Source organism: Pseudomonas spartinae (assembly GCF_965197125.1).
GTDB classification, from domain to species: domain Bacteria; phylum Pseudomonadota; class Gammaproteobacteria; order Pseudomonadales; family Pseudomonadaceae; genus Aquipseudomonas; species Aquipseudomonas composti_A.
On the sequence record NZ_CBDAMB010000007.1, the window covers coordinates 201,551 to 214,246 of the forward strand.

Consider the following 12,696-nt stretch of genomic DNA (forward strand, 5'->3'; position numbering starts at 1 on the left):
ATATGGATAGAGGAGTGATGATGGCCCAGGCGCAGAACAAGAATGCCATCGTGCCCGCCAGGCAGGTTCTGCTGGTGGTGGATGATCGAATGGAGAACCTCGAGGCCATGCAGGCGCTGCTCGAGGATGGTGAATGGCAGTTGCGCTGTGCCAGTTCCGGTGAAGAGGCCCTGCGTTGTCTGCTCGAAGAGGACGTCGGGCTGGTGCTGCTCGACGTGCAGATGCCCGGCATGGATGGTTTCGAGGTCGCCCGCCTGATGCGCGGCAATCCGCGCACGCGGCTGACGCCGATCATCTTCGTTTCTGCCATCGCACAGACCCACGACGCCGTGCTGCGCGGCTACAGCACGGGCGCGGTGGACTTCGTGCTCAAGCCGTTCGATCCCAGTGTGCTGCGGCACAAGATCCAGAGCCTGTTGGAGCATGAGCACAATCGCTGTGAGCTGCAGGTGCTGTCGCAGCAGCTCGAGCGCGCCAGGGCGTTCAATGCATCGGTGCTGGACAACGCCGCCGAGGGCATCCTGGTGGTCGGCGAGGACGGCCGTATCCAGTTCGCCAACCCCGCCATGGCGCACATGCTCGATGGCGAGGTCGCGGATCTGGAGGGCTCCGACCTGTTGTCCTTCCTCAAGAATCCGGCTAGCGAGGGTGGCTGGCAGCAGTCCGAGTTCTACCTGCACTTCAGGCGTGAGGCGACCTACCGCGTACACGAGGCGATGATGCGCACGCTCAAGGGTGGTTGCCTGCCAGTGGCGCTGTCCTGTTCGCCGCTGCCCCGGCAACAGCACGCCATGGTGGTGATCGCCCTGGACATGTCGGTGGTGCGCAACCTGCACGCGCAGCTGGAGTCGCAGGCGGTGACCGACTCGCTGACGGGGCTGCTCAATCGGCGCGGCTTTCACCAGGCGCTGGCGTCGGCGCTGGCGCGTATCGAGCGCAGCGGCCAGCGGGTGGCTGTGCTGTATCTGGATCTGGACGGGTTCAAGCGCATCAACGACTCGCTTGGCCACGATGTCGGCGACCAATTGCTGCGTCGTGTGGGCGAGCAGCTCAAGGCCTGCTTGCGTCCCTATGACAGCCTGGCCCGTATTGGCGGTGACGAGTTCACCGCGTTGCTGGACAACCTCGGTCATCCCGAGGATGCCGCCAAGGTTGCGGAGAAACTGATCGAACTGGTCTCGGTGCGCCACACCCTCGATGGCGTGGATTTCACCTTGGGCGCCAGTGTCGGCATCGCCTGCTTCCCCGAATGCGGGCAGAGCGTCGAGGGCCTGCTGCGCTCCGCCGACATGGCGATGTACGAGGCCAAGCGTGCCGGTCGCCAGCAGTACCGTTTCTTCTCGCCAGAAATGAACGGTCGTGCGCGTTCACGGCTGATGCTCGAGGAAAGCCTGCGTCACGCCATCGAGAACGACGACTTCGTGCTGGTCTATCAACCACAGTTCCAGCTGGAGACCGGGCGCCTGCGTGGTTTCGAGGCCTTGCTGCGCTGGCAGCATCGGGTCGCCGGTATCGTGGCGCCGAACGTGTTCATCCCGCTGCTCGAAGAAACCCGTCTGATCAACCGCCTCGGTGAGTGGATCTTTCGCGAGGGCGCCAGGCAACTGGCCGTTTTCAAGCAGCAGTTCGGCGAGGACATGGTGCTCAGCCTCAACGTCAGCCCGGTACAGTTCGGCATGCCGCAGCTGGTGACCGACCTGCAGCGCGTACTGGCCATGCACGGCCTCAAACCCAGCCAGCTGGAAGTGGAGGTGACCGAGAGCGCCCTGATGCAGGACCTGGAACTGACCCAGGCGCAGCTGCGTCAGTTGCGTGAGTTGGGGGTGAAGATCGCCATCGACGACTTCGGCACCGGCTATTCGTCACTGGCGTATCTGCGTCATTTCGAGCTGGATACGCTGAAGATCGACCGCCTGTTCATCGCCAACATGCTCGACTCACCGCGCGATGCGGCGGTGGTCAGCACCATCATCGATCTGGGGCGCCACCTCGGCCTGGAGGTCATCGCCGAAGGCGTCGAGACTCAGGAGCAGCGCGAGTGGTTGACGCAGCACCACTGCAACATCATGCAGGGCTTTCTGGTGGCGCCGGGTGTGCCGGCCAGCAGCGCCATGCAGGTGCCGGCGCTGCTGGACTGGAGCAAGGTGCCCCTGCCGCGTGGTGAGTGATGCGCCAGTTACGCTTCAGGCTTGCTGGTGCAGGCAGGCCAGCTCGGCGTCCTTCTCTTCCCACAAACGGTTGACCCACTGCTGGAAGGCCAGGCGATAGTCCTCGTCCTGGTCGTAGTTGCGGCCGATGAATTCGCGCGGAATGTCGACCTGTCTGAAGCGCACCTGCACGGCATCCAGACGACCGCTGAGCAGGTCCCAGAACCCCGGCACGCCATGCGGATAGTGAATGGTGACATTGACGATGGCGTGCAACTGCTCACCCATGGCATCGAGCACGAAGGCGATGCCGCCAGCCTTGGGCTTGAGCAGGTACTTGAACGGCGATTTCTGCTGCGCATGTTTGGCCGGCGTCAGGCGGGTGCCTTCGAGAAAGTTGAATACCGCCACCGGGTTGGTCTTGTAGCGCGCGCAGGCCTTGCGCGTAGTGGCCAGGTCCTGGCCGCGCTTTTCCGGGTACTTGGCCAGGTATTCCTTGCTGAAGCGCTTCATGAAGGGAAACTCCAGCGCCCACCAGCACAGGCCGATCACCGGCACCCAGATCAGTTCCTGCTTGAGGAAGAACTTCAGCAGCGGCATGCGGCGGTTGAGCAGGTGCTGCAGCACCAGAATGTCCACCCAGCTCTGGTGGTTGCTGGTCACCAGATAGGAGTGCTGCGTGTCGAAAGGCTCCAGGCCCTCGACCTTCCATTCGATGGTGCCGACCAGGCCCATCCAGAATTTGTTGACGCCTATCCAGCTTTCGGCAATGCCGTGCATGACGAAACGCAGCGCGCGCTGGATAGGGGCGAACGGCAGCAGCAGTTTGAGCAGGGCGACGAAGAACAGCGGCCAGCACCAGAACAGGGTGTTGAGCGCCAGCAACAGGCTCGCGATCAGGCCGCGCAGCGGCGCGGGAAGAAAGTGCAACATCGGGCGAACGCCTCCGTAGGCAGGCTGCACGCGCGGCGGGCAGCCTGAGAAAGGGGCTTTCTCTGCGCCCCGTATCAGTCGAAAGAGCTGCGGCGTTCCGTGCAGCGAGCTGGTTCGGCGCCAAGGTTAACGGTTGTGCACTGACCTGCAAGTGCCAGCAGTGACCCTGAGGTTCTCTCCCAGGCGGTAAACCAGGCCGTGCGCGCCCTTGTCGGGTACGCACGGTTGCCTTGGCTGTTCAGTCGTGATCGGCTGCCTGGATCGCCGTCAGCGCGATGGTGAAGACGATGTCATCGACCAGCGCGCCGCGCGACAGATCGTTCACCGGCTTGCGCAGACCTTGCAGCATCGGCCCGACGCTGATGCAGTCGGCGCTGCGCTGTACGGCTTTGTAGGTGGTGTTGCCGGTGTTCAGGTCGGGGAATACGAACACCGTGGCCCGGCCTGCCACCGGGCTGTTCGGTGCCTTCTGCCGGCCCACGCTCTCGATGGCGGCGGCGTCGTACTGCAACGGGCCGTCGAGCAGCAGGTCGGGGCGTTTGTCACGGGCCAGGCGGGTCGCGGTGCGAACTTTTTCCACCTCCTCGCCACTGCCGGAGTCACCGGTGGAGTAGCTGATCATCGCCACGCGCGGCGGGATGCCGAAGGCCTGCGCAGACTTGGCGCTTTGCAGGGCGATTTCCGCCAGTTGTTCGGCGTTCGGGTCCGGGTTCACCGCGCAGTCGCCGTAGACCAGCACCTGATCCGGCAGCAGCATGAAGAACACCGAGGACACCAGGTTGTAGCCAGGCGCGGTCTTGATCAACTGCAGGGCCGGGCGAATGGTGTTGGCGGTGGTGTGGATGGCGCCGGAGACCAGGCCGTCCACCTCGTCCAGAGCGAGCATCATGGTGCCGAGCACCACGGTGTCTTCCAGTTGTGCCTCTGCCATCGGCGCATTGAGGCCCTTGCCCTTGCGCAGTTCGACCATCGGCTCGATGTAGCGTCCGCGAATCAGGTCCGGGTCTAGGATCTCCAGGCCATCCGGCAATTCGATGCCTTGCGCGCGCGCCACGGCCTGCACTTCGTCCGGCTTGGCCAGCAGAACGCAGCGGGCGATGCCGCGTGCCTGGCAGATAGCGGCGGCCTGCACGGTGCGTGGCTCGGCCCCTTCGGGCAGGACGATGCGCTTGCCGGCGGCCTTGGCGCGCTGCACCAGTTGGTAGCGGAAGGCTGGCGGCGACAGGCGCAGTTCGCGCGGTGTGCCGCAGCGTGCGCTCAGCCAGTCGTGGTCGATATGCCCAGCCACGAAGTCGGAGACCTTCTCCGCGCGCTCGCGGTCATCCAGCGGGATTTCCTTGTTCAGGCGGTTGAGGTGCGTGGCGGTGTCGTAGGAGCCAGTGGCTACCGTCATCACCGGCAGGCCGCTGGCCAGGGCGCCCTGGCACAGCTCCATGATGCGTGGGTCGGGAGCGAAGTCGCTGCACAGCAGCAGGCCCGCCAGCGGCACGCCATTCATCGCTGCCAGGCAGGCGGAGAGGATGATGTCGTCGCGATCACCCGGTGTCACCACCAGGGTGCCGGGCTTGAGCAACTGCACGCTGTTGGCCACGGCGCGGGCACAGAGCACGATCTTCATCATGCGCCGCTGCTCGTAGTCGCCGGCGTTGAGGATGCGTGCCCCGAGCAGTTCGGCGACGTCCTTGGTGCGCGGGGCGTTCAGCTCATCGAGCCAGGGGATGCAACCGAGCAGGCGGAAATCATCGCTCTTGAGCAGCGGCGAGATCTCACCCAGGCGCGTGGTGAAGGCTTCGATGCCATCCTCGCTGCGCACCTTGTTGAGGATCACGCCGAGCACCTTGGTATCTTTTGGCCCACCGAACTGCTGGGCCTGGATCTCGATACGGTCGCACAGCTCGGTGAGGTTCTCGTCTTCCGGGGCGCTGACCAGAATCACGTCGGCATCCAGGCTCTTGGCCAGGTGCAGGTTGACCCGCGCGGCGTAGCTGGCATGGCGTGTCGGCACCATGCCTTCGACGATGACCACGTCCTTGTCGACTGCGGCTTGCTGATAAAGGCTGATGATCTCTTCCAGTAGCTCATCCAGCTGGCCGTCACCGAGCATGCGCTCGACATGGCTGAGCGGTAGCGGCTTGGGCGAGTTCAGGCCGTGGGTACGGGCGACCAGTTCACTGGAGCGCTCCGGGCCGAGGTCGCCGGCATGTGGTTGGGCGATGGGCTTGAAGAAACCGACCTTGAGGCCGCTGCGCTCAAGCGCACCGACCAGGCCGAGGCTGATGGAGGTAAGGCCGACACCGAAACCGGTGGGGGCGATGAAGAAGGTATGCATGAAAAAGCCTCAGTCGAGCAGGGCAAGGGTATCGAGGGCGATCTGCCGCTCTTCATTGGTCGGCACCACCAGCACGCGGGTGTGGCCGTCGGCGTGAATGGCACCGGCAACGCCGCGCACGCAGCGTGCGTTGGCCTGGGCATCCAGTTGCAGCCCAAGCAGGCCGAGGTGATCCAGGGTCTTGCTGCGGATCAGCGCCGAGTTCTCGCCGATACCGCCGGTGAAGATCAGACCGTCGAGGCGGCGCAGCGCGCAGCTCATCGCCGCCAGAGACTTGGCCAGGCGATAGCAGAAGACCTCGATGGCCAGGGTGGCGCCGGCGTGACCCTGTTCCCGAGCCTGTTCCAGTGTACGCATGTCGTTGGACAAGCCGGACAGGCCGAGCAGGCCGCTGTCCTTGTTGAGCATGCTATCGATCCGCTCCAGGCTCCAGCCCAGGGTCCGGGCCAGGTGGCTGTGCAGGTTGGGGTCGACATCGCCGCTGCGGGTGCCCATCACCAGGCCTTCGAGTGGGGTCAGGCCCATGCTGGTGTCGCGGCTGCGGCCGTTCTCCACCGCGCAAGTGGAACTGCCATTGCCCAGGTGGGCGACCAGCCAGCTACTGGCGTCGAATGCCAGGCCGCTCATCTGTGCCGCCTTACGGCTGACGTAACGATGGCTGGTGCCATGGAAACCGTAGCGACGTACGCCGTGTTCGGCGTACAGCGCCTGGGGCACGGCGTAGCGGTAGGCGTGCTCCGGCAGGCTCTGGTGGAAGGCCGTGTCGAACACTGCCACCTGCATCAGATCCGGGAACAGCTTCATCGCCGCTTCGATGCCGAGCAGGTTGGCCGGGTTGTGCAGCGGTGCCAGTGGCGCGACCTGGCGGATCGCCTGCAGGCTCGCAGCATCCACGCGGCTGGCGCCGGAGAAGTGTTCGCCGCCATGCACCACGCGGTGGCCGATGCCATGCAGTACGCCAGCGGCGGTCTGCTGCACGATGGGCAGCAGATGTGACAGCGCCAGGCGATGGTCTGCGCTGGGCAGGGCCTGGCTGTGCTTGTGTTGGCCGTGCTGCCAGTGCAGCACGGCCTCAGGGCTGCCAAGGCGCTCGGCCAGGCCGCTGACAATGAAGGTTTCCTGCGCCTCGTTGACCAGGGCGAACTTGATCGACGAGCTACCGCAGTTGATCACCAGAATGTTGCGTGCGGACATCTAAGCTTCCTTGAATTCATCGTGCGACCGCTCCATGGCGCACCAGCCACAGGGGAAGAGGCTGCCCAGCCTGACTTGGCGCTGTTCGGGATCGAGTACCCAGGGGCGATTCTGCCAGGGCGGTCGGTGGCGTATATGCTGAGTATGGCCACAAGACAAGACTGCCACCCAGTCGCCATGCTCGTCCTGACGGAAATCAACGATCCACACGGCCCGTTTGTCTGGGCTCGGGTCGCAATCCGGGGCGGGCTTGGTTAGAATTCCCCGTTCATTTCTCTTTTGCAAAAGGTCTTCCCATGCTGATCGCCGCCAACAAGGCTGTCTCCATCGACTATACCCTGACCAACGATGCCGGCGAGGTGATCGACAGTTCCGCTGGCGGCGCGCCGCTGGTGTACCTGCATGGTGCAGGCAACATCATCGTCGGCCTGGAGAAGGCCCTGGTCGGCAAGCAGGCCGGTGACGAAGTCGAAGTTTCCGTCGAGCCCGAAGAAGCCTACGGCGAATACAGTGCCGAGCTGGTCGCCACCCTGAGCCGCGCCATGTTCGAAGGTGTCGACACCCTGGAAGTGGGCATGCAGTTCCACGCTTCGGGTCCGGACGGCAGCATGCAGATCGTCACCATCCGCGACATCGATGGCGACGACGTGACCGTCGACGGCAACCACCCGCTGGCGGGTCAGCGCCTGAACTTCAAGGTCAAGGTCATCACCGTGCGTGATGCCAGTGAGGAAGAAGTGGCCCACGGTCACATCCATGGCGAAGGTGGTCATCACCACTGAGTCGCTTTATCAGGCGACTTGCGGTCGTTCCGATTGGGGCAACCGCTGCTAAGCTCAAGCTTGCGATAAAGGCGCCTCAGGGCGCCTTTTTCATGCATGGCGGCTGGCTCGCTGGTAGCCGCTTTGTCGATTGACCGGGCCTTGCGCTCGCTGCACTGAATTCGCTGAGGAAGTTCGTCATGAGTGCCTTTCACGATCTCAATCTACGTGCGCTGGATGGCCAGGAACTGCCGCTGGCGCCTTACAAGGGGCAGGTGGTGCTGGTGGTCAACGTCGCTTCAAAATGCGGCCTGACCCCACAGTACGCCGGGCTGGAGAAGCTCTATCAGCAGTACAAGGGCAATGGTTTCACCGTACTCGGTGTGCCATGCAACCAGTTCGCCGGTCAGGAGCCTGGCAGCGAGGAGGAAATTCGCGAGTTCTGCAGCCTCAACTACGGGGTGACCTTTCCGTTGGGCAGCAAGCTCGAGGTCAATGGCCCCGCTCGTCATCCGCTCTATCGGCTGCTGGCGGGTGAGGGGGCCGAGTTTCCCGGCGACATCACCTGGAACTTCGAGAAGTTTCTGGTCGGCCAGGACGGCCGCGTGTTGGCGCGCTTCTCGCCGCGCACCACCCCGGACGATCCGGCGCTGATCCAGGCGGTCGAGAAAGCCCTTGGCCTCTGAGCGCTCGTCAGTCTCTCGTTAGCCGCCTAGTCAGTTGGCTGGGCGGTTGATGAGGTGGGTGTGTTACTGACCTGGATCAAATCGTCCGATCTTGAATACGGCGTAATCGTCCTTATCTAGTCTGCATCTCGGTGGGTTTTGTGTTTCGGGGATGTTGTCCCGGCCCGCCATTCTGGAGGAAGGACATTTATGCGTATCGATCGTTTGACCAGCAAGTTGCAACTTGCACTCTCCGACGCCCAATCCCTGGCCGTGGGCATGGATCATGCCGCCATCGAGCCGCTGCACTTGATGCAGGCGCTGCTGGAGCAGCAGGGCGGCTCGATCAAACCGCTGCTGATGCAGGTGGGCTTCGACATCAACAGCCTGCGCCAGGGCCTGACCCGTGAGCTGGATCAGCTCGGCAAGCTGCAGAATCCTACCGGCGACATCAATCTGTCGCAGGATCTGGCGCGTCTGCTCAACCAGGCTGACCGTCTGGCGCAGCAGAAGGGCGATCAGTTCATTTCCAGCGAACTGGTGCTGCTCGCCGCCATGGACGAGGGCACCAAACTGGGCAAATTGCTGCTTGGCCAGGGCGTATCGAAGAAGGCCCTGGAAAATGCCATCGCCAACCTGCGCGGCGGCCAGGCCGTCAACGATCCCAACGTCGAGGAATCGCGCCAGGCGCTGGACAAGTACACCGTCGACCTGACCAAGCGCGCCGAGGAGGGCAAGCTCGACCCGGTGATCGGCCGTGACGACGAAATCCGCCGCACCATCCAGGTGCTGCAGCGCCGCACCAAGAATAACCCGGTACTGATCGGCGAGCCTGGCGTCGGCAAGACCGCCATCGCCGAAGGCCTGGCCCAGCGCATCATCAATGGTGAAGTACCCGATGGTCTGAAGGACAAGCGCCTGCTGTCGCTGGACATGGGCTCGCTGATCGCTGGCGCCAAGTTCCGCGGCGAGTTCGAGGAGCGCCTCAAGGCGGTGCTCAACGAACTGGGCAAGCAGGAAGGCCGCATCATCCTGTTCATCGACGAGTTGCACACCATGGTCGGCGCTGGCAAGGCCGAGGGCGCCATGGATGCCGGCAACATGCTCAAGCCGGCCCTGGCCCGTGGTGAGCTGCATTGCGTCGGTGCCACCACCCTGGACGAGTACCGCCAGTTCATCGAGAAGGATGCCGCGCTGGAGCGCCGCTTCCAGAAAGTGCTGGTGGACGAGCCGAGCGAGGAAGACACCATTGCCATCCTGCGTGGCCTGAAGGAGCGCTACGAGGTGCACCACGGGGTGACCATCACCGACGGCGCGATCATCGCCGCGGCCAAGCTCAGCCATCGCTACATCACCGACCGCCAGCTGCCGGACAAGGCCATCGACCTGATCGACGAAGCCGCCAGCCGCATCCGCATGGAGATCGACTCCAAACCGGAGGCGCTCGATCGCCTGGATCGTCGCCTGATCCAGCTGAAGATCGAGCGCGAGGCGCTGAAGAAGGAAGATGACGAGGCGACCCGCAAGCGCCTGGTCAAGCTGGAAGAAGACATCGCCAAGCTGGAGAAGGAATACGCCGACCTGGATGAGATCTGGAAGTCGGAAAAGGCCGAGGTGCAGGGTTCGGCACAGATCCAGCAACGCATCGAGCAGGCCAAGACGGAGCTGGAAGCGGCGCGGCGCAAGGGTGACCTCAACCGCATGGCCGAGCTGCAGTACGGTGTGATTCCCGATCTGGAGCGCAGCCTGCAGATGGTCGACCAGCACGGCAAGAGCGAGAACCAGCTGCTGCGCAACAAGGTTACCGACGAGGAAATCGCCGAGGTCGTGTCCAAGTGGACCGGTATCCCGGTGAGCAAGATGCTCGAAGGCGAGCGCGAGAAGCTGCTGAAGATGGAAGGTCTGCTGCACCAGCGGGTGATCGGTCAGGACGAAGCCGTGGTCGCCGTGGCCAACGCCGTGCGCCGTTCCCGTGCCGGGTTGGCCGATCCGAACCGACCGAGCGGCTCGTTCCTCTTTCTCGGCCCGACCGGTGTGGGCAAGACCGAGTTGTGCAAGGCGCTGGCCGAGTTTCTCTTCGACACCGAAGAAGCGCTGGTGCGTATCGACATGTCCGAGTTCATGGAGAAGCACAGCGTCGCCCGTCTGATTGGCGCGCCGCCCGGCTATGTCGGCTATGAAGAGGGCGGTTATCTGACCGAGGCGGTGCGTCGCAAGCCGTATTCGGTGGTGCTGATGGATGAAGTCGAGAAGGCGCACCCGGACGTGTTCAACGTGCTTCTGCAGGTGCTCGAAGACGGCCGCCTGACCGACAGCCACGGGCGTACCGTGGACTTCAAGAACACGGTGATCGTGATGACCTCCAACCTGGGCTCGGCGCAGATCCAGGAACTGGTCGGTGACAGGGAAGCGCAGCGCGCGGCAGTGATGGATGCGGTGAGCAGCCACTTCCGCCCCGAGTTCATCAACCGCATCGACGAAGTGGTGGTGTTCGAACCGCTGGGCCGCGAGCAGATCGCCGGCATCGCCGAGATTCAGCTGCAGCGTCTGCGTGGCCGTCTGGCCGAGCGCGAGCTGAGCCTGGAGCTGACCCCGGAGGCGCTCGACAAGCTGGTCGCCGTGGGTTACGACCCGGTGTACGGCGCGCGTCCGCTGAAGCGAGCGATCCAGCGCTGGATCGAGAACCCGCTGGCGCAGCGCATCCTGGCTGGCGATTTCGCACCGGGGGCGCAGGTCAAGGCCAAGGTGGCGGGCGACGAGATCGTCTTTGCCTGATCGCTTGCCGTTTAGACACGAAGGCCCGCCAATTGGCGGGCCTTCGTTTTTGTGCTGGACATCGGTTTCTGCCGGCCCCGGATTGCATCCGGGCTGCGTGTCTCGTGTAGGAGCGGCTTCAGCCGCGATTTTCCTCGTTCGCGGCTGAAGCCGCTCCTACGTAAAGCTTCAGCGTCCTAGCAGCAATCGCCCCAATGCTTCTTCTTCGTGGTATGACCGATACCGGGGTTGAAGGTATTGGTCGGGTCCAGTTCGCGGTAGAAGCCGGCCAGCGCCGGTTTGGCCACGTACAGATGGCCGACGTTGTGTTCGGCCGGGTACTCGGCGCGGCGCTCGTCCAGCAGCTTCCACATGGCGTGCTCCATGGCGAGTGGGTCATTACCCTTCTTGACGATGTAGTCCTGATGGAACACATGGCAGAAGAAGTGCCCGTAGTAGAGCTTGTGGATGATCTGCTCTTCCATCTCCTGCGGCAGTGTCTCGACCCAGTCGCGGTCGTTGCGGCGCAGGGCGATGTCCAGGGCGAGGATGTCCTCGACGCTGCTGCGGTGCGCCTCGCGGTAGCGGATCGCGGCGCCGGCCACGGCGAAGCGGTGCAGGAAGGCCTTGCGCCCTTCCTCGGCGTCGCACTCGAAGTAGGCGCCGCTGGTGCTATTCGCGAAGTACTCGCTGAGGAAGGCGCGAGTCTGCTCCAGCGTGTCGTTGGAAACGCGCACCAGTAGATGGTGCTCGAAACGGTCGCGATACTCGCGCATGCGCGCCGGCAGGTGGCTGGGCAGCAGGTTCATCAGCGCCTGGATCACCTTGTCGGTCACGCCGCGCAGGCCGAAGCGCTCGAAGAAACCGTCGACCCGGCTCTTCATGGCGAAGGCAGCCGGCACCTTGGACGTGCCGAAGCTGTCGATCACCAGGAAGGTGTCCTTACCGTACTTCTCGCCGATGTCGAAGGCGGTGCGGTGGATGTACTCCCCGGCAATCGGCAGACGCGGCAGCCTGGCCAGCAGGTGGCGACGCACCTCGGTCAGGTCGTGCGGATCGTTGCTGCCGATGTAGAACACCGTGCTCGGCTCTTTCGGGAAGGTGTCCAGACGCACGGCGAACAGGCACAGCTTGCCGGCCGAGCCGGAGGCTTCGAACAGGCGCGACGGGTCGGCATTGAAACGCGCCGGGGTGTCGGCGTCGACATCGCGCACGTGCTCGCCGTAGCGGGCATCGGAGGCCTTGGCGGTGTCTTCGTTGTGCACCTGCTGCGCGCTGTAATCGCCTTTCTGCAGGCGGGTGAGGATTTCCTCGGGGTTATCGCCCAGCTCGATCCCCAGGTGGTTGACCAGCTCCAGCGAGCCGTCGTCCTTCACCTGCGCATACAGCGCCAGTTCGGTGTAGGCCGGGCCCCGGCGCACCAGCGCGCCGCCGGAGTTGTTGCAGATGCCGCCCAGCACTGAGGCGCCGATGCAGGATGAGCCGATCACCGAGTGCGGCTCGCGGTTCAGCGGCGCCAGTGCCTGCTCCAGGCGATCCAGCGTGGCGCCGGGCAGGCACACCACCTGCTGGCCATCGTTGATCAGCTGTACGCCGGTGATACGCAGGGTGCTGATCAGCACGATCTCGCGGTCGTAGTCGGCGCCGTCAGGGGTGGAGCCACCGGTCAGGCCGGTGTTGGCGGCCTGCATGATGACGATGCGGTCGGCCGCTACTGCCGCCTGCAGGATACGCCACTGCTCCAGCAGCGAAGCGGGACGCACCACTGCCAGGACATTGCCCTCGCCCGTGCGGTGGCCCTTGCGGAAGCGCCGCGTGGCTTGTTCGTCGGTCAGCACGTGGCTGCTGCCGACGATCTGGCGCATCTGCGCCAGCAGGGAGTCGCGGGTGGTGGAGGCAGCGGCAGTCATGGG

9 protein-coding genes are annotated in these 12,696 nt (G+C 64.1%); 4 read left to right on the plus strand and 5 right to left on the minus strand.

From position 1 onward, the window contains the following. Positions 1-20: 20 nt before the first annotated feature. A complete protein-coding gene (locus ACN8M7_RS16750; protein WP_061241611.1) occupies positions 21-2,168 on the plus strand; it encodes a putative bifunctional diguanylate cyclase/phosphodiesterase in 2,148 nt (715 codons plus the stop codon). Positions 2,169-2,183: 15 nt separating this feature from the next. Here ACN8M7_RS16750 and yihG read toward each other — a convergent pair whose 3' ends face one another. From yihG to ACN8M7_RS16770, 4 genes are all read right to left on the minus strand, one after another. Then, entirely contained in the window at positions 2,184-3,080 is an 897-nt protein-coding gene (gene yihG, locus ACN8M7_RS16755) for a 1-acylglycerol-3-phosphate O-acyltransferase, YihG family (RefSeq protein ID WP_490261510.1), read from the minus strand. Positions 3,081-3,318: 238 nt separating this feature from the next. Further along, entirely contained in the window at positions 3,319-5,409 is a 2,091-nt protein-coding gene (gene pta / locus ACN8M7_RS16760) for a phosphate acetyltransferase (protein ID WP_490261511.1), read from the minus strand. 9 nt (positions 5,410-5,418) lie between these two features. After that, the gene (locus ACN8M7_RS16765; RefSeq protein ID WP_490261512.1) at positions 5,419-6,603 is read right to left on the minus strand and encodes an acetate kinase; all 1,185 of its coding nucleotides are present in this window, start codon (positions 6,601-6,603) and stop codon (positions 5,419-5,421) included. Then, positions 6,604-6,888, minus strand: a complete 285-nt coding sequence (locus ACN8M7_RS16770; RefSeq protein WP_082768101.1) for a DUF3565 domain-containing protein — start codon at positions 6,886-6,888, stop codon at positions 6,604-6,606. It lies immediately after the preceding gene. Between the two features lie 11 nt (positions 6,889-6,899). On the opposite strand from ACN8M7_RS16770, the gene ACN8M7_RS16775 reads away from it, so the two are divergent. From ACN8M7_RS16775 to clpB, 3 genes are all read left to right on the plus strand, one after another. Next, positions 6,900-7,385, plus strand: a complete 486-nt coding sequence (locus ACN8M7_RS16775; protein ID WP_490261513.1) for an FKBP-type peptidyl-prolyl cis-trans isomerase — start codon at positions 6,900-6,902, stop codon at positions 7,383-7,385. Between the two features lie 179 nt (positions 7,386-7,564). Beyond that, positions 7,565-8,050, plus strand: coding sequence for a glutathione peroxidase (locus tag ACN8M7_RS16780; RefSeq protein ID WP_061240976.1), 486 nt, complete (start codon positions 7,565-7,567; stop codon positions 8,048-8,050). Between the two features lie 189 nt (positions 8,051-8,239). Continuing rightward, a complete protein-coding gene (gene clpB, locus ACN8M7_RS16785; RefSeq protein WP_061240977.1) occupies positions 8,240-10,804 on the plus strand; it encodes an ATP-dependent chaperone ClpB in 2,565 nt (854 codons plus the stop codon). A gap of 176 nt (positions 10,805-10,980) precedes the next feature. Here the strand turns inward: clpB and dld are convergent, their stop codons facing one another. Further along, positions 10,981-12,693 carry a D-lactate dehydrogenase gene (dld, locus tag ACN8M7_RS16790; RefSeq protein ID WP_490261514.1) on the minus strand — a complete coding sequence of 571 codons (1,713 nt, stop codon included), beginning with the start codon at positions 12,691-12,693 and terminating at the stop codon, positions 10,981-10,983. Positions 12,694-12,696: the final 3 nt, after the last annotated feature.